General features: G+C 58.3%; 15 protein-coding genes. 11 read left to right on the forward strand and 4 right to left on the reverse strand.

The window, feature by feature from the left end; genetic code table 11:
• The 11 genes from E8M77_RS07690 (at window position 1) to E8M77_RS07740 (ending at window position 19,339) form a co-directional block, all read left to right on the forward strand.
• Window positions 1-7,704 (forward strand): non-ribosomal peptide synthetase, encoded by a 7,704-nt coding sequence (locus tag E8M77_RS07690; protein WP_137130458.1) that lies wholly within the window; start codon window positions 1-3, stop codon window positions 7,702-7,704.
• Between the two features lie 4 nt (window positions 7,705-7,708).
• The gene (locus tag E8M77_RS07695) at window positions 7,709-9,388 is read left to right on the forward strand and encodes a condensation domain-containing protein (protein WP_137130049.1); all 1,680 of its coding nucleotides are present in this window, start codon (window positions 7,709-7,711) and stop codon (window positions 9,386-9,388) included.
• Window positions 9,389-9,402: 14 nt separating this feature from the next.
• Window positions 9,403-10,137, forward strand: coding sequence for a thioesterase domain-containing protein (locus E8M77_RS07700; RefSeq protein ID WP_137130050.1), 735 nt, complete (start codon window positions 9,403-9,405; stop codon window positions 10,135-10,137).
• Window positions 10,138-10,236: 99 nt separating this feature from the next.
• Window positions 10,237-11,061: a ferric iron reductase gene (locus tag E8M77_RS07705; protein ID WP_246659169.1), complete on the forward strand. Its 825-nt coding sequence runs from the start codon at window positions 10,237-10,239 to the stop codon at window positions 11,059-11,061.
• A gap of 189 nt (window positions 11,062-11,250) precedes the next feature.
• Window positions 11,251-13,629 carry a TonB-dependent receptor gene (locus tag E8M77_RS07710; RefSeq protein WP_246659170.1) on the forward strand — a complete coding sequence of 793 codons (2,379 nt, stop codon included), beginning with the start codon at window positions 11,251-11,253 and terminating at the stop codon, window positions 13,627-13,629.
• Between the two features lie 54 nt (window positions 13,630-13,683).
• A complete protein-coding gene (locus E8M77_RS07715) occupies window positions 13,684-14,604 on the forward strand; it encodes an iron-siderophore ABC transporter substrate-binding protein (protein WP_137130052.1) in 921 nt (306 codons plus the stop codon).
• Entirely contained in the window at window positions 14,601-15,653 is a 1,053-nt protein-coding gene (locus tag E8M77_RS07720; protein ID WP_137130053.1) for an iron ABC transporter permease, read from the forward strand. The genes E8M77_RS07715 and E8M77_RS07720 overlap by 4 nt, the downstream gene beginning before the upstream one ends.
• Window positions 15,650-16,624, forward strand: coding sequence for an iron ABC transporter permease (locus E8M77_RS07725; protein ID WP_137130054.1), 975 nt, complete (start codon window positions 15,650-15,652; stop codon window positions 16,622-16,624). Before E8M77_RS07720 ends, E8M77_RS07725 begins: the two co-directional genes overlap by 4 nt.
• The gene (locus E8M77_RS07730; protein ID WP_137130055.1) at window positions 16,617-17,411 is read left to right on the forward strand and encodes an ABC transporter ATP-binding protein; all 795 of its coding nucleotides are present in this window, start codon (window positions 16,617-16,619) and stop codon (window positions 17,409-17,411) included. The genes E8M77_RS07725 and E8M77_RS07730 overlap by 8 nt, the downstream gene beginning before the upstream one ends.
• A gap of 366 nt (window positions 17,412-17,777) precedes the next feature.
• Window positions 17,778-18,320, forward strand: a complete 543-nt coding sequence (locus tag E8M77_RS07735) for a sigma-70 family RNA polymerase sigma factor (protein ID WP_137130056.1) — start codon at window positions 17,778-17,780, stop codon at window positions 18,318-18,320.
• A gap of 59 nt (window positions 18,321-18,379) precedes the next feature.
• Entirely contained in the window at window positions 18,380-19,339 is a 960-nt protein-coding gene (locus E8M77_RS07740) for a FecR family protein (RefSeq protein WP_137130057.1), read from the forward strand.
• A gap of 79 nt (window positions 19,340-19,418) precedes the next feature.
• On the opposite strand, the gene E8M77_RS07745 is transcribed toward E8M77_RS07740, so the two are convergent.
• From E8M77_RS07745 to E8M77_RS07760, 4 genes are read right to left on the reverse strand one after another with little or no spacing between them, the layout of a single operon-like run.
• On the reverse strand, window positions 19,419-20,195 hold the full coding sequence (locus E8M77_RS07745) for an SDR family oxidoreductase (RefSeq protein WP_137130058.1): 777 nt from the start codon (window positions 20,193-20,195) through the stop codon (window positions 19,419-19,421).
• A gap of 18 nt (window positions 20,196-20,213) precedes the next feature.
• On the reverse strand, window positions 20,214-21,377 hold the full coding sequence (dgoD, locus tag E8M77_RS07750; RefSeq protein WP_281408184.1) for a galactonate dehydratase: 1,164 nt from the start codon (window positions 21,375-21,377) through the stop codon (window positions 20,214-20,216).
• A 51-nt stretch (window positions 21,378-21,428) separates the two neighbouring features.
• Window positions 21,429-23,057 carry a GMC family oxidoreductase N-terminal domain-containing protein gene (locus tag E8M77_RS07755; RefSeq protein ID WP_137130060.1) on the reverse strand — a complete coding sequence of 543 codons (1,629 nt, stop codon included), beginning with the start codon at window positions 23,055-23,057 and terminating at the stop codon, window positions 21,429-21,431.
• A gap of 3 nt (window positions 23,058-23,060) precedes the next feature.
• The gene (locus E8M77_RS07760) at window positions 23,061-23,999 is read right to left on the reverse strand and encodes an aldose 1-epimerase (protein WP_137130061.1); all 939 of its coding nucleotides are present in this window, start codon (window positions 23,997-23,999) and stop codon (window positions 23,061-23,063) included.
• Window positions 24,000-24,002: the final 3 nt, after the last annotated feature.

The following is a 24,002-nucleotide window of genomic DNA, read 5'->3' on the forward strand; positions in this document are numbered from 1 at the left end:
ATGGATATTTCCCGACTGAGCCCGGATGAAAAGCGCCAGCTTCTGCAACGCCTGATGGCCGCACAGCAGACATCCGAAAGGACGAAATTTCGACTGAGCCACGCTCAGGAACGCATCTGGTTTGTCGAGCAGATGCAGCCAGGAGCAGGTGCATATTCGATACCCCTGGCCATCAGGCTCAACGGTCCACTCGACCGCGACAGGCTGAAGACCTGCTTCGATATCGTCGTCCAGCGCCATGAAAGCCTGCGGACGGTTTTCGAGGTTGTGGACGGAGAGCCCTTCCAGGTCATCGCCTCTCGATCAACCTCGGACTTCAGTTTTCACGAACTGGCCGGCGACGAGCTCCCGCGCGATGCCGCCGTAAGCCGCTTCGCGCGGGAGCCGTTCGAGCTTTCACAAGGTCCGCTGTTTCGCGTCGGCCTGTTCTCCATTGCACCTGACGAGCATATCCTTGTCATGGTGATACATCACATCATTTCCGACTACGCCTCGTTGCAGATCCTCATCGACGAGGTCTACAGACTCTACAGCGCTTCCGAATCTCCATCTGTAGGCCAGTTGCCGGCACTCGCTATCCAGTATCGAGACTATGCCGAATGGCAGCGCAACGGCACTGCGGCGCTGTCAGGCCAGGTCGATTACTGGCGTGAACAGCTTCGTGACGCACCGCTGCTGCTTCAACTTCCGTTCGATTTCGCCCGGCCGGTCACGCAGGCGTTTCGCGGCGCCCGGCACACATTCCACCTTGGGCCAGAGCTGTCCGCTGCCATCAAGGATTTGGCGAAAAGCCGGCAACTGACGACATTCATGGTGCTGCTAGCGTCCTATCAAATTCTGCTCGCCCGTCTTTCGAGGTCGGACGACATCTGCATCGGCACGACGGCCTCGAACCGGAACAGAGCAGAGACCCGCAATCTCATAGGACTGTTCGTCAACAATCTCGTCATGCGGACCCGCCTGCAGGCGAATGACAGCTTCGATGCGCTGCTCGCAAGAGTTCGCGATACGGCGCTGGAAGCCCTTTCCAACCAGGATGTTCCCTTTGAGCAGGTGGTGGATGCGCTGAATGTCGAGCGCGACATGGGCCATAACGCCCTGTTTCAGTCGACTTTCGTCCTTCACAACGCGCCTGGTGCAGCTTTCGACCTCGGTGATATCAAGGTCACGCCGATCGCGCTCGATTCAGGCGCTTCGCGTTTCGATCTCAGCCTCGACATGCACGATGGACGGGGAATCGAAGGTTTCAGTGGCGTCTTTGAGTTCAATACGGAACTCTTCCTGCCTGAAACGGTTAGGCGTTTTTCCGATTATTTCCTGAGACTGCTCCGCGGGCTCCTATCGAATCCCGGTGGCCGCATCGCCGAAATCGACCTGCTGAACGAGACAGAGCATGCCGCCATGGCGGCTGCGAACCAGACAAGCGCCGCCTTTCCATTGAGAGATGTCGCATCGCTGCTGGAAGAGACCGCACAGGCGCGCAGCTCGTTTGCGGCCGTGCGCTGCGGCACCCGGCAGTATTCCCATGGCGACCTGAACGACGCCGCCAACCGCGTGGCATCCGGATTGCGTGACCGCATCGGCCACGGGGCATCTCATCCCCGTATCGCCATTTGCCTGCCGCGTTCCGAAAACCTTGTCATCGCCATTCTCGCGGTGCTGAAACTGGGGGGGCATTATGTGCCCCTAGATCCGGGACACCCGGCGGAGCGGCGCGCGCTCATTCTCGAAGATTGCAGGCCCGACATCATTCTCGTCAGCGAGGCTGACGATGAGGCTGCGAACTCGGCATATCCATGCGATTACGCCGCGATTGAACCCTTGCTGCTTGCAACCGGCTCCTTCAGCAATCCGCACCGTAAGACGTCACCGGACGATCTGGCCTATATCATCTACACCTCCGGTTCGACGGGAAGGCCAAAAGGCGTGCCCATCAGGCAGAAAAGCCTGGTCAATCTGCTCACAAGCATGGCGAGACGACCGGGCATGTCCGCTGACGATCGATTCCTCGCCGTCACGACACCAGCCTTTGATATCGCCACCCTCGAGTTGCTGATGCCGCTGCTGGTCGGCGGCCTGCTGATTATCGCCGAAGCCGATGACGTCTATGACGACATGGCACTTTCGGAGCTTATCCGGAAACACGGCGCGACAATGATGCAGGCGACACCCGCCACATGGAGACTGATGGCCGATGCAGACTGGAAGGCGCCGGCTGCTTTCAAGATGCTTTGCGGCGGCGAAGCGCTCGAGCCGGGCCTTGCCCGCCGCCTGCTGGCAGCCGGAGGCGAATTGTGGAACCTCTACGGCCCGACCGAGACAACCATCTGGTCCACCTGCACACGCATAGACCCCGAACATCTGGAGCTTTCTGCCCTGCCGATCGGCGAGCCGATCGCCAACACGCAGCTCCATTTGCTCGATGACGCGCTGATGCCAGTACCGGCAGGCGTTGTCGGAGATCTGTATATCGGCGGCGAAGGTCTGAGCCCCGGCTATTTCAACCGCGAAGATCTGACGGCGCGCGCATTCGTCGAAGGGCCAGCCGCCGGTTCGAACGGTCGGCCTGAAACATCTCGGCTCTATCGCACCGGCGACCTCATGCGGCGGACCGCTGCCGGACATCTTCTTTATGTCGGCCGCGCCGACTTTCAGGTCAAGCTTCGCGGTTTCCGTATCGAACTCAGCGAGATCGAGGCGATCCTCGCCGCGCAGCCATCAATCGAGCAGGCCGTTGTTGCCCTTTGGCAGGATGAGGAAGGGTCGGGCACCCTCGTCGCCTATTGCCGCAGTGGGACAGGTCCGGCGGACGAGGACGCAATCCGCGCAGCGCTCGCTTTACAACTCCCCTCCTACATGCTTCCCGCCGCCTATGTATGGATGGACAACTTTCCCTTAAACGCCAATGGCAAGATCGATCGCAAGCGACTTGAACGGCCGACACAGATAGTCTCGTCAGCCGCCTACGCTGCTCCGCGCGAAGGCACCGAGCAAATAGTCGCCGCCATTTGGCGTGAACTGCTCCGCGCCGAAAAGGTCGGGCGCGATGACAATTTTTTCACGGTTGGCGGCCATTCCCTGCTGGCGACCCGGATGCTCGCGCGTTTGCGGAGATCATTCGCCGTTGAACTGCCTCTGCGCAGCATTTTTGAGAAACCGAGACTTGCGGAATTTGCCAGTGCCATCGATGCCCTTTTGCCAATGACCGGACGCAGGCCGCAAGCGGATGCGTCCGGACTGGCAAGGCGGGACCATGCCGGACGAGCGCCGCTGTCGCATGCACAGAACAGACAATGGGCGCTTGCGCAGCTTGAACCGGACAGCCCGCTTTACAATATCCCGTTTGCCTTGAAGATCAGGGGACCGCTCGATCTCGAAATCCTGTCGCATGCGCTGAAGCTGACAGCGCAACGACAGGATATCCTGCGCAGCCGGTTCGTCTCGATCGATGGCAGGCCCTTCATCGAGACCGACCCTGAGATGATATTCCCAATCGTGCCGGAAGAGATCGGCGATGCGGATCTCGAGGCTGCCCTGCTCGATTGCGCGCGCCGACCATTCGACCTTGCCGTTGCGCCCCTCTTCCGCATTCACGCCTTCCGCACCGGTCCGCAGGACCATGTTCTGCTTTTCATATTGCACCACATTATCGGCGACGCCCTTTCAGCGGAGATTCTGCTGAACGAGGTCGCTGAGTTTTATGCGTCTCTCTCCAAGAAAACCGAACCGTCACACACGGTGCTGCCGCTGCAATATGCGGATTTTGCGGTCTGGCAGCAGGAGCAGGATACGAAGGACCAGGTCGATTACTGGTGCAGGACGCTTGCGGGCGCGCCACCGCTGCTGGAACTGCCCACGGACTTTGTGCGGCCCGCCATACAGGGCTTCGCCGGTGACAGTATCCGCTTCTCACTTAACGCGGTTTTACTCGCAAGATTGCGCAAACTCTGCGACCAGCAAGGCGCGACCCTTTTCATGGGAATGCTGGCAGCGTTCTCGACGCTGCTCCAACGTGTAAGCGGCATGCGCGATATCGTCATCGGAACACCGGTATCCGAACGCTTCCACCCCGATCTGGAAAACCTCATCGGCATGTTCGTCAATACGCTGGCGATCCGGTTGCAGACACAGGGCGGTGAGACCTTCAACGAAGCACTGAAGGTAACCCGTGACACGACCTTGGGGGCTTTCGCCAACCAGGCCGCGCCATTTGAGAAGGTGGTCGATACACTTTCGCTTCCCCGGACATGGAGCCATAACCCGCTGTTCCAGGCCATGCTCGTTTCGACCGTCGAAACCCGGCGCAGACCTATCTCGCTGGCGGACATGGATTGGGAACGACTGCTGCTTCCTGACACGTCGTCGCGCGTGGACCTGACATTGTTCATCCATGAAACGGCAGAGGAACTTTCGTGCCGCCTCGAATATCGTAGCGATCTTTTCCGCCGCGCAACCATAGAATCTCTAGGCGATGCGTTGGTCGCCCTGATTGAAAACATTGTCGAACGCCCCAACGTGCCACTCGACAGGCTGTCACTGCTATCCGGCAGCCAACAGAAAAGGCTGCGACACTGGAACGAGACGGATACGGCATTTCGGCCGCGGCGGCGCTGCCTGCACGACTTCGTGAAAGCGAGTGCCGAAGCCAATCCGCAGGCGACAGCCGTTACCGATCAGGATGGGAGCCTGTCCTATGCCGAGCTTGACCGAAAGGCCGACAGGCTCGCAAGCGGGTTGGCCGCAGCCGGAATAGGTCGGGGAAAACGGGTCGGCATCCGCCTTGAAAGACGCGTGGGGCTGGTGGTTGCCATACTGGCGGTTCTTCGCACCGGCGCCGCCTATGTGCCGCTGGACCCGCGTTACCCCGCCGACCGGATAGAATTCATCGCCGCAGACGCTGATCTGGCGCTCATTCTGGTCACGACAGAGGATGACATTTCAACTGTCGGACAGAATTTCCGATGCATGACGCCGGGCATGGTGGACAATCTGGCAAACGGGGTCGTTCCAGCGCAGGTGGCATCCGGATCCGATCTTGCCTATATCATCTACACGTCCGGTTCTACCGGCAGACCGAAGGGCGTGGCCATCGAACATCGCAACGCGGTTGCTTTCGTGCAATGGTGCCTGCACAGCTTCACCGGCGATCAGCTGTCCGGCGTACTCGCCTCCACGTCGATCTGCTTTGATCTTTCGATCTTCGAAATATTTGCGACGCTTGCAGCGGGCGGGCGAATCTTCTTGGTGGACGATCTCTTCGCCTTACCGAACGCACCATTTGTGAACGACGTGACGCTGGTGAACACCGTTCCGACACCGATGTCCGAACTGCTCAAACTCGGCCCCCTGCCACAGAGCGTGAAAACGGTTTGCCTGGCGGGGGAGCCGCTTCCGCGCGAACTTGTGGCGCGGATTTACGCCAACGACAGGGTCGAAAACCTCTATAATCTGTACGGCCCCTCGGAGGACACAACCTATTCGACGGTGGCACCGGTGCCTAAATCGGGAGAGTGGTTCGGCATCGGTGTACCGATTGCCAATACCCGCACCTATGTGCTCGACGGCGAGATGAACGAGGTGCCAGTTGGGGTGCCCGGCGAACTTTTCCTGTCAGGCAGCGGATTGGCGCGTGGATACTGGAACCGGCCGGGTCAGACCGCCGAGCGCTTTCTGCCCAATCCCTTTGCCGACTGCAGCGAGCATCGCGTCATGTATCAGACCGGCGATATCGTGCGCAGGCGCGATGATGGCGGCCTCGACTACATGGGTCGCGGTGACCGGCAGCTCAAGCTGAACGGCTTCCGTATCGAACCGGGTGAAATCGAGGCCGTATTATTGCAGCAGGAAGGGGTGCACGAGGCCGTTGTCGGGCTCTGGCGCGACGCCTCAAGTCATCCGCGCCTGGCAATGTGGATTGCCGGCGACCACACAGTTGAGATCGCCAAACTTGTTACAACACTCAGACAACGCTTGCCCGAGCATTTCATTCCCGTCCTTGCAACCAAGCTCGAAGCGCTTCCACGCTTGCCGAACGGCAAGCTGGACAGATCCGCTCTGCCCGATCCCTCAGCCCATGGCGAACGCTCCCGTGAAACCGCACGTCCAATCAATGATCAGGAAAAAGCACTGGCGCAGCTATGGCAAGCCTTGCTCGGCTGCGGAGACATCCGGCGAAACGACAATTTCTTCTCGCTCGGCGGCGATTCAATCCTTGCCATACAGCTGGTTTCACAGGCCCGTCAGAAGGGGTTGAAGATGACCCCACGCGATGTATTCCTGCATCCCACGCTCGCATCTCTTGCAGAAGCGACGCAGGCAGGCGGCGCTTTGACAGCCGCAACCGGTCATGTCGATGATGAATCCACGCTCTCGGCGATACAGCACTGGCTGCTGGATCAGGACCTGCCCGACCTTGCCCATTGGAACCAGGGATTGATCTTGAAGCCCACCCGCTCTCTTGATCCCGACCGGCTCGAAAAAGCGATTTCCAGGCTTCTCGACGAGCATCAGTCGCTTCGCGCCAGATTTTTGCGCGAAAATGGGCAATGGCATCAGGAATTCCTCCCCATTTCGGCAATGCCGCCCATGCAGCGACTGGCCGCCGCAGATGAGAATGACGTCACGGAATTTGCCAAAGAGCTTCATGCTGGCTTCGATCTCGGTGCCGGGCCTCTCTTCGGTGCAATCCTTGCGACATTGCCGGATGGCTCCGGGCGCCTGATCCTCGCGGCCCATCATCTCATTGTCGATGGTGTGTCTTGGCGAGTGATCGTTGCCGACATCCAGCGGCATTATCTGGAGAACAGCAGTGTTCGTTCCGGCGCAGTCGCGTCAGACAAGTGGAATAGCCGGCTGTCACGGTCGGAGCTCTTCGACGCAGAGGAAGACTATTGGCGCAGCATCTGCGAGGAAGATGTAAGGGCGCTGCCTCTCGACAATGAGAAGGGAGGCAATCGTCAGTCCGATGCAGTGACATATCGGCAGACGATTGATGCCGAGACAACGCGGCAACTGCTCCGAGATGTGCCGGAGTGCTTCAGCATCGCCTCGTACGAGGTTCTCGTCGCAGCCCTCTATCTGACGCTGCGGCAATGGAGCAGTGAGCCACGTCTGCGCATAGAAATGGAAAGCCACGGCAGACCGCATCTGTTCGAGGATATTGATGTTTCCGAAACCGTGGGATGGCACACCGCCCTTTATCCCGTGTTGCTTGACACGCCCGAAGAGGCGACACCGGACCGCCTGCTGCTCGACGTCAAAGATACTTTGCGGCGAACTCCAAACAATGGTGTGGGTTTCGGCGTTCTGAAATACCTTCGCAACAAGGGTGAGCATTTGGACTACGGCAAACCGCAAGTCCGCTTCAACTATCTCGGCCAGATAGATGCGATGTTTGGGGCCGATGGTCTGTTTGCACCGTCCGGCATCACATCCGGTCCGATGTACGGCCCGGGCAATCCGCGTGATGCGATCCTCGAGATCAATGCCATGGTCGTGCGAGGCGAATTGCAATTGCAGTGGATCTATGGCGCGCAACTGCATTTCGAACACACTATCACGACGCTGACCGGCCATTTACGGGAAAATCTTCAAACGCTGATCCAGCATTGCCTGAAGGGTTCAGGCACAGGTTTCAGCCCTTCGGATTTCCCGCTGATGAATCTCGGTCAGGACGAACTCGACAATCTGCTAAAGAGCTTGTGACACAATGGACAATCGCCCTCTTGAAAGCCGCCGACGCTCGGCTATCGAAAACATCTATCCACTGTCACCGATGCAGGAAGGACTGCTGTTTCACTCCATCGCCACGCCAGACGAGGGTGTCTACGTCCCGCAAATCGTCCTTCAACTGAGGGGCACCGTCGATCCGCAAATCATGCATGATTGCTGGAGCGAGATGGTGTCACGCCATGCGGTGCTGCGCACCACGTTTCACTGGGAAGAACGAGACGAGCCCTTTCAGGTGGTCCACAGTGATGCCAGCCTCGCCTGGTCGCAACTGGATTGGTCCGGCATCGAGGCGCAAGAGCAGCAAAGACGCCTCGAAACACTTCTGTCCATCAATCGTCGGCAGGCTTTCGATCTGAAAGCCGCACCGCTCATCCGCCTGCAATGGATCGATTATGGCGCGGATAATTCCCGGCTTGTGCTCCAGTATCACCATATCGTTCTCGACGGTTGGTCGGCGGGCCGCGTCATCGATGACGCATTCAGGACCTATCAGAGACGCTGTGGTTCATCACGTCCAGCACTGCCCCCACCGCGACCCTATGTGGATTATATTGCCTGGCTGAAAAGCCGACCTCACGAGGCGACGCGTGCGTTCTGGATGGACTACACGGCGAAGATCGACGGGCCATGCAGGATTGCCCGTGACGCCACCGGTGGCGAGGCCGATTTCGCCCGTCATCAACTCACCTGCGATCCCATGGTTTCCGCACAGGCGACAAAGCTGTGCAGGGACATTGGCATTACGCCCAACACCCTGCTGCAGGCAGCACTGGCCATCGTCATCGCCCGAAAGACCGGTGGCAGACATGTGGCTTTCGGCGCGACGACAGCCGGGCGCCCCCCAGAGCTACGGGGTGTGGAAAACATGGTGGGGCTGTTCATCAACACGCTGCCGGTCTGCATCGACGTTGAAAGCGGCAGTCTTTCCCCGTGGCTGCAAACAGTGCAGAAGCGCCAGTCTGCCTGTGCCGAGCATGACCATCTTCCATTGCGCGAGATACAGGCAGGGCGAGGCGATCTTTTCGACTGCCTGCTGGTCTTTGAAAACTATCCCGTGCCACGAGATATTTCGGCCAATGCGACATTCGCCTTGACCGGCGTCGAAGTTGACGAATGGACCCACTATCCCCTCACCCTGTTTGCCACCGCCAATGCCACGAAAATCTCGGTTTCCGCGCGATACGACAGGCGGACTATGACTGAGCTGGAGATGGAGACATTTCTGAACGAGCTTTGCGCGACCATCGGCGAGATGGCAGGGGGCACTTCCATGGTTCCGCATGGATCCAGTGAGGCCCCAGGCGAAGCGAATGTGGATCAACCTGCGCTGCCTTGGGTGGCACGAACACAGCATGAACAGACCCTATCCTCCGCCCTCTCGGCCACCGCCTGGACGGAAACGGAAGAAAGAATTGCCCGAATCTGGGCAGAGATCCTGAAAGTGGAAGCACAACGCAAAAGCGATAATTTCTTCGATCTCGGCGGCCATTCGCTTCTGGCCGCCAGAGTCGTAAACCGGGTGCGCAGAGAATTTGCAATCAATTTTCCCGTAAAAATCCTGTTCGACCGTCCGGTCCTTGCGGCATTTGCGGCCTTCATCGACGCGCTGAAAGCAACCGCCCCACCGGTGGGCGAACACAATGCGATTGAAATATGATACAAGGAAAATCGATGACAGTTCATCCCCGGTTGATCTGCCTTCCGCCCGCTGGCGCCGGCCCGAGCCTGTTCCGGTCATGGGTTCGTTCCCAGAGCGTCTTTGACGTGACCCCGGTTGCCCTGCCAGGTCGCGAAGCGCATTTCACCAAGCCTCTGCCGCGCGACATACAGAGCCTTGCCGACCACGTGGGAAGCGAAATCTGTGGCCTGCTTCACGCTCCCTATGCCCTGTTCGGCTATTCCATGGGCGCTGTACTGGCCTATGAACTGATCCGCCATCTTTCCATCCGGGGCCTGCAACTGCCGGAAGCACTCTACATTCTGGGCTCGAACGCGCCCGACCGTGTTCTTGAAGGGCGTGAACCTATTCACAGTATGACGAGCGAAGCTTTCCATCAATCATTGGTCGACATAGGTGGCACGCCGGACGAGTTATTGCGCGACAGGGAGGCCATGGCTCTGTTCGAGCCGGTTCTGCGCAACGATTTTCGCATTTGCGAGACCTATGAATTTTCGCCCTTGCCTCTTCCTGTCAGGTTTCCGGTGCATGTCTTCGTCGCGGAAGGCGACCATCTCGTCAGTTGGAAGGCAGCAAGCGCCTGGGAAAGATGTATCGGCCAACAAATAACGATGCACCGGATAGAGGGACCGCACATGCTGTCGCCGCAGGCCTTCGCACATTTCATTGGCAAGCTGGAACAGTTGTGGCAAACCGATGCAGCGCAACTATCCACTAGAACCGCCTGACCCTGATTTGTAATGCAAGCCTGACGAATGCGACGGATAATGAGACATCATGAGATTGCCGGCGTCTCGGCCGCCGACGCTATTCTAGCGGAAGCCGCTATGCTCCAGCAGTCCATGTGGCCTGAAGTGCCCTGCAGCACAGGTCCAATGCTTCCTGACTGGATAACGTCTGCCGAGTTGTTCTCCAGCCCCACGGAACTCCAAGAGTTCCTCGACTATGAAGGAACCTTCGATCCCAGCGTGGACCTTAAAAGTCGCGCTGCATTCCTGATGAGCGACTACTGCTATATTTTCTTCATGGCCACCGTGCCCCTGCTGGTTGGCAGGGGTATCGTGCCGGATCTGTCGCCGGAGAATGTCTCATTGCAGTTCTACACCCATCATGGCGAGCATGACGGAGAACCGATGACAGTACGGCGGGCCCGTTTCAGGCTGCTGTCCGCACAAATATTTGCAGATCGGGATGCAGGGCCACTTTCGACGATGACAGACCTCGCGGGCCTTCGCGAGAGGTTCCGTATGCAGGTCGAGCAACATTTCCATCCGCTGGTGGACGCAATGGCAAAGATGACCGGTTTCTCGAAGAATGCGCAATGGCGGCTTGTTGGCGATGCGATAGCCGGCCGCTTTCTCGATGTGGGAAGACGGTTCGATTGTCTCACCGATGCGATGGCCTCGGCAATGGCGATCGTCAAGGTATCGGGATCGCCGCTGAATAACCGCCAACTGGGTTATTTTGACCTTACCCTGCATCACAGCGCATTGAAGGAGCCCTTCACCTACACATTCCGCGCGCGAGGCGGGTGCTGCAGGTATTATACCGTCAAGGGAGCGGAAAAGTGCTCGACCTGCGTGCTGAAGTCGAAAGCTGAGCGCGACGCCTGTCTGCTGCAGGAAATGCGCGCCCATTTCCGCCTCTTATAGAAATCTAATTTCCTCCAAAAATTATTTTATCTTGAGAGTCCCATCTCACAGCCTCTGATCGTCTTGACCATGAATGGGGTGGTTATGTGCCGCCTTTTGTCCAGATCGCGTATCGGAGCGGGGGCTTCAATGGAATGCAACGGAATTAATAGTGGGACAGCTCGAACCGGACTGTCCGGATGGATAGCGGTGCTGCTTGCGACATCAGTATCTACTCTGGCCTTGCACGTGCCGGCCGCAGCGCAGGGCGCCAGTCAGATCACCAGTTCGCCGCGCCAGGTTTCAGTTGCAGCAGGGCCGCTGACCGCAGCACTCAATCAGCTTGCCGGGCAAACCGGATTGCAGATCCTCTTTGACGGCGCGGTTGCCAATGGCAAGATCTCTCGCGGCGCCAACGGCACTATGACGCCTTCCCAGGCGCTTGACGCCGTGCTTTCCGGCACCGGTGTCCAGTCGCGTTTCGCCGGTCAGAGCCAGATCGTGCTGAGTATGGCGGAAACCTCCAGCAATGGCGCAGAAGTCGATGCCAATGGCGCAATCTTGCTGGATCGGATCACCATCTACGGCGCGCGCAATGCAACGACACTTGCCAGCACATCCGCAAGTGTTGGTATCGCTACCGCAAAGCAGATCAACGACAGCCAGCTCAGCAGTTTTCGCGACAGCTTCAGACGTATGGCAAACGTCATGGACGCCGACTGGGTGGATGCAGGCTTTGTTATTCGCGGCGTCAACTCTGAAGGACTTGTTCCCGGTGGCGCTCCGCTTGCAACCCTGTATGTCGATGGCGTTCAGCAGACCGTGCGCGGTGCGCGACGCGGCCCACGGGGCGTGTTCGACGTCGAGCAGGTCGAAGTCTATCGCGGTCCGCAATCGACCTTGTCAGGCCGCGCTGCCATGGCGGGTGCCATCTACGTAAAAACCAAGGATCCAGTCTTCGAGAAGGAAGCCGAGGTATCGGCGACGATTGGAACTGGAAATCTTTACGGCACGGCATTCATGGTCAACACACCGCTGGTGGATGACCAAATCGCTGTCCGTATTGCCGGTGAAATCCAGCGAAGCAAGAACGACATCAAATATCCGACTTTCACCGGCTACGACCGCTATAATGAGTTTACACACGACCTCTACTACCAGATGCGCGGCAAGGTTCTCTTCGAACCGGCAGAAATGCCGGAACTACGGGCGCTGCTAAGCTATTCCTTCTCGCATGACGATCCCTATATCCGGGACATCGGCGGCCCGGCAGGTTCCATGGGCTTCAGCTTTGATGACAAGCGCGGTGACTACCAGATCCCGGCCTATATAGAATACCGGCCAACCGAGGTGCACAATGTTGGGCTGGACGTAACATATGACCTTTCCGACGAGTTGAAGCTGACCTCACTTTCAGCCTTCAGCTACTCTGACACGGACCGTTTCTCGCCCAATTACGGGACTGCCGGCGAAATCAACACCTACCATGGATATTACAAGGAGTGGATCGCGTCCCAGGAGTTGCGCCTGAATTATGAGGGCGACAAATGGGACTGGGTTGCCGGTGTCTATTTTGCCTATGAAGACGAGAAGAACTTCTACGATCGCACTATTCCGCTGACCGCCACGATCAATCGCAACCAGGTGCAGAATAATACGCAGAAATCGTTCAATGCTGCCCTGTTCGGGGAAGCGACATACGAATTCGTCCCAACGTGGAAGGTCACCCTTGGCGGACGCCTCGACTACACGGACCAGGATATAACTCAGCACCTCGTGCGCACCCAACCGCTCGGCGGCACGACGACCGTCCTGACGGACTACGGTGCATCGTTCGACGAGGTCAATTTCGTACCGAAGATTGGCCTTTCGAAGGAACTGACGGACACCCAGACTGTCGGCGTTACCTATACCCAAGGCTTCCGGACGGGTGGTGCCAGCTATGATTCGTTCAATCGCACCGCCTATTCCTACGACCCCGAAAAAGCCTCGACCTATGAGATTTTCTACAAAGGAACATTCCTCGACGACCGCCTGACACTGAATTCCAACGTCTTCTACACAAAGTATTCGGACCAGCAGGTCCAGATGCAGCTTGATCCGTTGGATTCGACAACCCGCCGCATCATCAATGCCGCCTCATCGGAAGCGTGGGGTTTTGAGTTCGAGCCGTCGTTGAAAGTCACGGACAACCTCGAGACTTTCGCATCCCTCGGCTATGTCCACACCGAGTTCAAGGACTTCAACGACCTGACCTACGGCAATCTGTCCGGCTTGCCCTTCCCCGAAGCACCCGAATGGTCTCTGGGCCTTGGCGCTCGCTACACGTTCGACAATGGGGTCTATGTCGGTGCCGATGCGAAATACACCTCAAGCTATCTGGCGCGCCTGGGCAGCCTGCCTCATGACTATATGGACGCCCGATGGATCGTGAACATGCAGGCCGGCTACAAGACCGAACGGTGGGAACTAAACGTCTTCGCCCAGAACCTCCTCGACGAGAAATATTTTGTCTACAACGACAATGATATCGCAGCAACGCTCGGCGAACGGCGCAGCGTTGGCCTGAACCTCAAGGTCAAATTCTGATCCTTGTCCTGCGCGGTTTCCATGCCGCGCAGGTTTACATTTCTGGAGTAGAGAATGATCCTGCGATCGTTTGCCATCTTGCTGATCTGGCTTCTTGCCACCGGCGCTTCGGCGCAATGTCCTGGCCGGTCAGTCACGTCCGGAATTCATGAGGCCCCCCTCTGTGTTCCGGAAGTACCACGCAGGATCGTCGCACTAGATCCCTTTTACAATCTGGGAATGGCGCTTGAATTGGGCTTGCCACTGGTCGGCGCACCGCTTCTGACCGTGCAGGACCGCGATCTGAAGAAAAAGGCCGAGGAGGCATCCGTTTCCGATATAGGCGATGCGCGTCAGCCGAGTCTGGAACGGATCGTGGCCCTCAAACCCGACCTCATTATCGGCGATGCAACGCTGCACGGACAATCCTATGCGAACTTCGCAAAGATCGCGCCGACGGCACTGATCGACGCAAAGGACTGGAAGCAACATTTCAGCACATTGGCACTGATTACCGGTAAAAGCGACGAAGCGACACGCATGCTGGCGGACTACGAAAAACGCGTTTCCTCCATCAGAAGCAAAGCCTTGTCCCGCACCATGTCAGTTCTGCGGGTCACGCCGAGCGGTTTTCATGTCTATCTCGAAGGCCCTGCCGCCTATGCGCCCTATGCAGTTCTGCGCGATGCTGGCGTCAAGCGCAGCGCTTACGAAACAACGCAGGACAATACAGTCTTCAAGCGGCCCGAATGGGAAGATCTCGCCCTCCTCGACGGCGAAATCCTCCTCTACGTCGTTGCCGCCGGATATGACGCGAACCAGGACGACGCGCTTGCCGCGCGAACGACCAGCAATCCGTTCTGGCAAATGCTGCCGGCGGTCGCGTCTGGAAACGCCCATCGCGTCACGCGCGAAACATGGATGGGCTTCAACGGCATCGGCTCTGCAAACAGGGTTCTCGATGATATCGAGCAATATCTGTCGGGCAGACCGTGACATCGTTTCGCAGACCGCCAGCAACAGAAGGACAGTTCCATTCCCGCCGGGCAGAGTTTTCCCGTGCGGCCCTGCTTGTTCTCGCAATCGCCGGACTGCTGGTTTCTGCAATCCTCGCCATAATGGCCGGGCAAAATCCCATATCGCCGTCGACGGTGCTCTCTGCAATCTTCCAGTTTGACGGCTCCCGCGATCATCTCGTCGTGACACTGTTGCGCCTGCCACGTATTGCCGCTGCGATGATCGCGGGAGCCGGGCTCGCCGTTTCAGGCGCAATCATGCAGGCGGTGACAAGAAACCCTCTGGCGTCGCCGGGTCTTCTGGGCATCAATGCCGGTGCAGCTTTCGCAGTCGTCGCCAGCCTGACGCTCTTTGGTGCATCGGTCGGCAATGCGCAGGTCTGGTATGCATTCGCCGGCGCGGCGCTGGCAGCAACCTGCGTTTTCTTCATCGGGTCGGTCGGCCGCATCGGCGCGACCCCGCTGGTGATGGTACTGGCCGGCGCGGTGGTTGCGACATTTCTTACATCACTCACCACGGCCATTCTGATCTTCGACCAGACAACGCTCGATGCGGTGCGCTTGTGGACCGTCGGTTCCTTGAGCGGCCGGACGATGGAACAGGTCTTGGCTGTTGCGCCGTATACGCTCGCAGGATTGGCGGGATCACTGATGCTAGCCCGTCATCTGACGACACTCAGCCTCGGGACCGATGTCGCAACGGCGCTCGGCCAGAACGCGGCCTTTTGGCGCGGACTATCAGTCGTGATCGTCATTCTCCTGTCCGGCAGCGCCGTCGCACTTGTCGGGCCTGTCGGCTTCGTCGGACTTGTCGTGCCGCACATCATTCGCCTCACCATCAGCGTTGATTACCGCTGGATCATTCCCTTCAGTGCCGTCATCGGCGCGTTCATGGTGGTCGTCGCCGATCTCGCCGGACGGATCATCCTCGCCAACCAGAGTTTCCCTGTTGGCGTCACGATGGCGCTGATTGGAGCACCATTTTTCCTCTGGTTGGCGCGTTATCGCACGGGAGCAGACAAGTCGTGACACGAGCGATACCTGTTCTGATCATTTTCAACCTTATGGCCGTCATTGCCGCAATGATGTGGGGTGATCAGTCGATTGCCTGGAGTGACCTTGCCAATGCGGTCATCGGCAAGGCGTCACCCGAACTGCAGATGATCGTCATCGAATTCCGGCTGTCGAGAGCTATTCTGGCTCTGCTTGCGGGCGCAGGCCTCGCGGTTGCGGGTACGATTTCGCAAACCGTCATGCGCAATCCCTTGGCGGAGCCTGGCGTTCTGGGTATCAATGCCGGCGCAGCACTTGTCGCAAGCGTGGTGATCATCGCATTTTCTGGAGTTTCACCAGCCGTTCTGCCTTGGGCGGGCTTTGCAGGGGCCGTCGCAATGGCGGCAGCCGTCTATGCTCTGTCCTGGAAACGGGGAACCTCCTCCATTCGAATCATCCTTGTCGGCATCGGTTTGAGCGCATTCGCTGGTGCCGGAACCAGCTTTCTGACCGCTTTTGGCAATGTCGTGGACGTTCAGCGCGCAATGATCTGGCTTTCGGGCAGCGTCTATGGCGCCGACTGGAGCAAGGTCCACGGTCTCCTCATCTGGCTCGCCGCCCCGTTAGCCTTGAGTTGGTTCTGTAGCCGGCAACTGGACCTCATCCGTTTCGGCGACGATGTGGCAGCGGGCCTTGGACAGAACGTCAATATGATGCGGGCATTTCTGATACTGCTCTGCACATTGATATCTGGAGCAACCGTTGCCACGGTGGGACTGGTGGGCTTTGTCGGGTTGATCGCTCCGCATATCGCAAGCCGGATCGCAGGGCCTAGCCATAGGGCCCTCATTCCCGTCGCCGGGCTGACAGGCAGTCTTTTGTTGTTGATCGCCGATATTGTCGGCCGCACGGTCATCGCCCCGGCGCAACTGCCGGCCGGTATCGTCACAGCCCTGCTCGGCGCACCTTTTTTTGCCTATCTTCTGAAGGGCCGTAGACATGTCTGAACACTACCGCCTCGCAACACGAGATCTTTCCCTGGGTTACAACGGCATTGTCATTGTCGACGACCTGAGCCTGAAAATTCCAACCGGGCGCTTCACCGTTCTCGTGGGGCAAAACGGATGCGGAAAATCCACCATTCTGCGCGCCCTTGCAGGACTTCTCGCCCCGATGAAGGGAGAGATATTTCTCGACGGCAGGCCGACGCGAAAACTGCCGTCGCGGGAACGCGCAAAACAGATCGGCGTCCTCACACAGGGGGCCCAGGCGCCGGACGGATTGACAGTCGCCGAATTGGTCCGGCAGGGGCGTTATCCGCATCGCAACTTTTTTGAACGATGGTCAAGCCGTGATGAGGATGCATGCGCCCATGCTCTCGATCTGACCAATATGACATCACTTTCCGGCCGACAGGTGGAATCACTGTCAGGCGGCCAGCGGCAGCGCGCATGGATCGCGATGGCGCTCGCCCAGGAAACGGACATTCTTCTGCTGGATGAACCAACGACGTTCCTCGATCTCGCCCACCAGATCGAGATATTGGATCTGATTCGACAGCTTGTTCATGATCGGGGTCGCACCGTGGTCGCGGTCCTCCACGACCTCAACCAGGCGGCCCGTTACGCCGATGAAATCGTTTTCATTCGAGACGGCAAGATATTTGATGCAGGCGTGCCAGGCGCCGTGATGACAGACAGAAATATTCTCGATGTCTTCGGCGTCAACGCCATTGTCATGCCGGATCCACTTTCTGGAACACCCATGTGTATCCCCGTCCCCTCACGGCACTGAACGGAAGCGCGGCCTGTGGCTGCCTCGCAACATTCGCTACGTTTTTCGTTGATTGTAATCCAGCCTCACGCATCTCTGCAATTTCGCCCTCAGGCCAAAAGATGTAATGAATCCAGACATAAACATGAGAAAATTTATCCTCTTTTGTGCGGCAAAGGATTTTTTTCTCAACACAAACCGTAAATCATTGCACTTGCATCGCTTTTTACCCGCCACTAGAAATTCCTCGACGGCATTGATGGGGCGACACTCTGGTGCCGGATGATGACAAGGCTCGGAAGAAAGCCATGGAGAGCTCCCGGTTTGCGCTCCGCTTCCGTCCCTTAAGTTGTCGCTGATTGCAGCTTGCGGAGGACGAGGAAAGCGATGCGGACATCGACGGCCAGCCTCAATGAAAGTGACGGAACCGATCTGCTGAACAGGGCAATCGTCGAGCACTACGGTGACATCATCAAGGCGGTCGGTGGACGAAGCCGGTCGGACGGGGCTGCGCGGGAAATCGTCCACGATCTTTACGTAAAACTCGCATTGCAACCGGATGCGCTCACCGGCAAACGGTCGATAAAAGCTTTTCTGTGCCGCGCCGCTTCCAACATGCGGATCGACCGGATCAGACGCGAGCAATTTGAATCTCGACTTTTTTCAGGCTCGGACGAAGATGCAAGAGCCTTGGTCGCGACGGATAGCGCTCCGGACCATGGGCTGGCTGTCGAGGCACGACTGGCGATCCTGAAACAGGCTATTGCCGATCTGCCTGAAAAACGGCGGACTGTATTCGTGCTGCACCGGCTATACCATATGTCGCCGGACAAGATTGCCTCGAAGCTAAAAATTTCGCGCAATATGGTCGACCGGCACCTCAGACGCGCGCTCAGCCATTGCCTCGACCGCCTTTTCGAAATGGAGTAAGCATCCCAAACAACGCAGTTCATTCGTCTACACATGGGAGAGCATAGTGGGAGCGTTCCGTGCAAAGTAGACGTCTGACGCGAGATCAGCGCAAGCGAAACAGAGATGCAGCCGACTGGGTCTTTCGCAACCGCGACCCCGATCAGCCAGAAACCGAAAGGGCGGAGTTCCGCCGCTGGATGGAACTGGATCCGGAGAACTGTCGGGCCTACACGGCTGCGAGGCGCATTCTCGGCGAAGCGAGAACTGCGATCCGTGCCGATGCCGCGTTGCGCGATATGCCGATAGAAACCGCACCGCGCGGGCGCAAGGTGGTCATTTCCTCGATCATAGCGATCATTTCGGCTGGATCTCTCTTCATTGCCCAGGATGGCCCCATGCGCATGCGTGCGGATGTCATGTCCGGCACCAATGAAATGCCTGAAGTCACATTGGAAGATGGTTCCCGTGTCCAATTGAACGCATCATCTGCGATCGCGCTTGAATTCACCAAGGACAGAAGAACGGTTAGGCTTCTGCGCGGCCAAGCCTTCTTCCAGGTGACCCCGGATGAGAAGCGCCCGTTCTCCGTCAGCACTGAAGATGCCAGGATTACCGCCCTCGGCACGGCCTTTGATGTCCGTCAAAGTGCCACAGACACACGCGTTGCCGTCACGGAACATTCCGTCAGGATAGAGTTCAATGCGCACGGAATTCTCCCACTAAAACTCGGGGAAGGCGAAGAAATGCTTCACTCCAATGAGGCAGGGACAAGCACGATCCGAAAAACGGATGCCGCGACAGCTCTCGCCTGGCGCCGGGGCCAGCTCACGGTGGACAACATGCCCCTCTCCTATGTTATCGAGGAAATACAGCGGCATTTTCAGGGGCGTATCATCATCGGAAACGAAGCGACCGCGAAACGGATCGTGAGCGGCACGTTCTTCGTTAAGGATACGCTGAGCGCACTGGATTTCCTGCACACCGCGCTTAACCTTCGAACATACAAGATTGGCCCCATCATCGTCGTAACGTCCTGATTAGCAAATGGCCTGGGTGCAAAATGCGCTCAAGCCGCAGCTTTTGTCATGTTGCCATTTTCGAGCATAAAGAGAACCACTAGCCATGCTGCTGGACGCTCAAGCCGCCATCGATGGTGAGACAAGTGGCGTTCATGAACGGACACTCATCAGAAATCATGAACACGGCCGCCAGTGCAACCTCTTCCGGCGTTGCGATACGCCCGCCCGGATGCAATTTCATGGTCTCGGCCTTCGCAGCCGCCGGATCGGGAAAACTGTTCCAGTAGTCGATGACTTTCTGCGTCGAAACATAGCCCGGCGCCAGCGCATTCACCCGCACGCCCTTGGCGGCATATTCCAGCCCGAGCGATTTCGTCATACCAAGCAGAGCATGCTTTGCCAGCGGATAGGGAAATGTCTTCGGGATGATCGTGAAGGCATGCGTCGAGGCAATGTTGAGGATGGCACCACCACCCGCTGAAATGAGACCGGGAAGAACCGCCTTGGTGCAGTTCCACGCCCCTTTCAGGTTGATATCGAAGCAGCGCTGCCACTCCTCGTCGCTGGTTTCTAGCGGATCATGGAAAACATTGATGCCGGCATTGTTGATCAGCGCATTGATCTGGCCGATGTCCGCCGCCGCCTGTTCCACAGCTGCCGAGATTTGCGCGGCATCGGCAATATTGGCTGCGGCAAAGCCAAGCCTTGCGCCGCCCTTCTGCAATGCCTGCGCTTCCGTTGCCAGAAGTGCGGCATCCAGATCGATGAGAAACAGGCTGGCACCTTCTGCGGCGCAGGCTCTGGCAATTGCCAGGCCAATGCCCTGCGCGGCTCCCGTGATCATGATCCGCTTGTTCTTCAACCGGTCTGTCATCGTCTCAATTCCTCTGCTTCACCACTCGGCAAGGCTGCCGTCTTCATGGCGCCAGATGGGGTTACGCCAGCGATGGCCTTCCTTGGCCCGCTCGATCACATAGGCTTCGTCCACTTCGATGCCGAGGCCCGGCCCCTGCGGAATGGACACGAAGCCGTCGGCATAGTGAAAGACATCCTTGTTGGCGATGTAATCGAGAATGTCATTGCTCTTGTTATAATGGATGCCGAGGCTCTGTTCCTGGATGAAGGCATTGTAGCTCACGGCATCGATCTGCAGGCAGGCGGCAAGCGCAATTGGCCCCAGCGGACAATGGGGGGCGAGCGCCACATCATAGGCCTCCGCCATGGACGCGATCTTTCGGCATTCGGTGATGCCGCCGGCATGCGAGAGGTCCGGCTGGATGATATCGACGAAGCCGTCGGACAGAACCTGCTTGAAGTCCCAGCGCGAATACAGTCTCTCGCCAAGCGCGATCGGGATCGATGTGTGATTGACGATGTCGCGCAGCGCCTCCTTGTTTTCCGAGAGTACCGGCTCCTCGATGAACAACAGCTTGTAGGGATCAAGCTCCTTGGCCAGCACTTTGGCCATTGGCTTGTGGACACGACCATGAAAATCGACGCCGATGCCGATATAGGGGCCAACCGCCTCGCGGATCGCTGCGACGCTCTGAACCGCCTTCTCCACCTTGTCATAGCTGTCGACGATCTGCATTTCCTCGCAACCGTTCATCTTGATGGCCTTGAAGCCACGCGCAACCACTTCACGGGCATTGTTGGCAAGATCGGCTGGCCGGTCGCCCCCGACCCAGGAATAGACCTTGATCTTGTCGCGCACCTGGCCGCCCAGCAGCGAGTGGATGGACTGGCCAAGCGCCTTGCCCTTGATATCCCAAAGCGCCTGGTCGATGCCGGAAATCGCGCTCATGTGCACGGCACCGCCGCGGTAAAAGCCGCCGCGATACATGACGTTCCAATGATCCTCGATGAGGAACGGGTCATTGCCGATCAGATAATCTTCCAGTTCATGGACTGCCGCCTGTACTGTCAGCGCACGCCCTTCGACCACCGGTTCGCCCCAGCCGACAATGCCCTCATCCGTCTCGACTTTCAGAAAGAGCCAGCGCGGCGGAACGATGTATGTGGTGAGTTTGGTAATTTTCATCGGTTCATGCCTTATTGCTGGATGCAGACTGAAACGGTCTGGACAGATGCGCGCATCGTCCGGCCATTATGAGAGAAGGAGGTCGGCGGCCTTGGCGGCGGCGCCGAGAACGGCGGCATTGGTATTGCCGCTGACAATGGTGGGCATGATCGACGCATCGATGACCCGCAGGCTATCGACGCCGCGCACCTTCAGGTCCGGCGTCAGGACGGCATCCTCATCCTGGTCATGACCCATTTTGCAGGTTCCGACCGGATGATACCCGGTCTTGACCGTGCGCCGGCAATGATCGGCGATCGCCTCGTCACTGGTCACATCCGTGCCGGGGAAGATCTCCTTGTCGATCAGCTCGCGCATCGGTGAGGCGGCAAGCACCGTGCGGGCAAACCGGAAGCTGGCGATCGTCAGGCGCAGATCGTCCGGATGGGTGAAGATCTGCGTATCGACCACCGGATTGGCCAAGGGATCGGCGGAGGCGAGCGTGACGCTGCCGCGTGCTTTCGGCCGCAACAGCAGCGAATTGATGGTGACGCCATCGCCCGGATCCGTGCCCATCACGTCGCGGTCGAGATAGACAGTCGGAACACAGAACATCTGGATCGTCGGCTCGGTATGATTGCCGTCCGGATCATAGAAGGCGCAGGTTTCAACACCTGTCGTTGTCACCGGACCGGTCTTGAACAGCAGATATTGCAGCCCCGCCTTGATCATCTGCCAACCGCGATCGGCACCGTAATAGCCGAAGGAGCCTTTCGTGGTTGCCACGACCGGGCATTCATAGTGATCCTGCAGATTGCGACCGACGCCCGGCAGGAAAACCTCCGTATTGATCCCGTGGCGGGCAAGCTCGTCTTCTGGTCCGATCCCCGACAGCATCAGCAGTTTCGGCGTCTGGTAGGCGCCGGCTGCAAGAATGACCTCAGCACCGGCAAGCGCCTGCCTCTTCGAGCCATTCTGAAGATAGTCAACACCGACCGCCTTGCCGTTTTCCATCCGGATGCGCGTTACGACCGCCTCCGTCTCGATGGTCAGTAGCGGATCGTTCATCACAGGCGCCAGAAAGGCATCGACTGCGCTGCAACGGCGGCGGGTTTCCCAGTCTATCGTGTGCTGCATGAAGCCAACGCCGAACTGTTCAGCACCGTTGAAATCCGGATTGTAGGGAATGCCCATGGACTGCAGGGTCTTGATATAGGTGCGGGTCATCGGGCTGGTGTGACCGAGATCGGAAATCTTCAGCGCGCCACCAACGCCGTGAAATTCGCCCCCGAGATGATCATTGTCTTCCTGCGCCTTGAAATAGCGAAGAAGATCCCGATAGGACCAGGCCCCTGTATTCACCGATCCCGGCAGGGTCACAGCCTCGTTCCAGCGATCATAATCGGCGGCCTGGCCGCGCATGTAGACCATGGCATTGACGGTGCTGCCGCCGCCCAGAACCTTACCCTGCGGCACGATCGGACCACGACCGTTCAACTGCTCCTGCGGCTTGGTCTGATGCATGGACAAATAGGTGTCCTTGGCCAGAAACTTCATGTAGCCGGCCGGAAAATGCATGATCGGATTGGCCTTGCGCGGACCACGCTCCAGGATCAGCACGCGCGCTCTGCCCCTTGCCACCAGCTCGGCAGCCACGACGCAGGCGGAACTGCCGCCGCCGACAATGATATAGTCGTAAGTCGTTCCTGCGGCCATGTCTCAGTCTCCGGGCAGCGCAATGGCGGCGCTGTATTTATTCAATAAAAGCGGAACGGCTTTGAGGCGGATGCCGCCTTCAAGCGTCTCGCCCGGCGACAGCACTTTCAGGTCGCCGAGGTCAGGTAGCCGATGGCCGTTTGCCAGATGCGACATCGGCTCGAAACAGAAATAGTCCCGCTCGAAAGCCGGGTCGAAGCTTGTGTCGGACACGAAGACGAAAGCATGGCGAAACAGCGGATCAGCCGTGAGGGAAAGCTTGACGCCACGCTCGGGCCAGGTGACTTCGGCTTCGCCGCACCAGTCCTCAAAGCCGTTATTCACCCAGCGATGCGGCAAACCCATCGGCTCGCTGAAATCGACATCCCCTGGAATTGCTGTCGCTTCGCCGGGAAGCCAGTCCTCCACTTCCGTCCAGTATTTGCGCGCCGGTGCAAACAGCGTGGTCATCGGTGTCATCGGGAAATAGGGATGCCAGCCAAGGCCAAAGGGCAGCGCCTCCTCGCCCCTATTGGTGACAGACAAGCTGAGCGTAAGGGCATCATCCTCCTGCAGGGTGAAGCACTGCACTGCCGAATAACTGTAGGGCGTCGTGGCACTGGCCTTGTGGTCAAAGGCAAGTGCTACGGAACGCGCATCCTGCCTTTCGATGCGCCATTCTTCCTGCCAGCCATCGCCATGAAGATAATGTCTGTCCCAGTCCGTATTCGGCTCGAAGCGATAGTCGCGCCCATCAAAACGAAATTGGTTGTCCTTCACCCGGTTACCGAACGGCACGAGCGGATAGCAACCCGCCTGCAACGGTCCCGCATCGTCGCCCGGCGCTTCCCGCAGGAGCGGAACGCGCCGACCGGTGCGTTCCCACCAGAGACCAAGAACAATGCCGCCACTGGTAGAGATACGCGCTGACATGGAGCCGGTGTTCAGATCGACCACAGACATGGC

This window comes from Rhizobium sp. FY34 (assembly GCF_005222845.1).
GTDB lineage: Bacteria > Pseudomonadota > Alphaproteobacteria > Rhizobiales > Rhizobiaceae > Neorhizobium.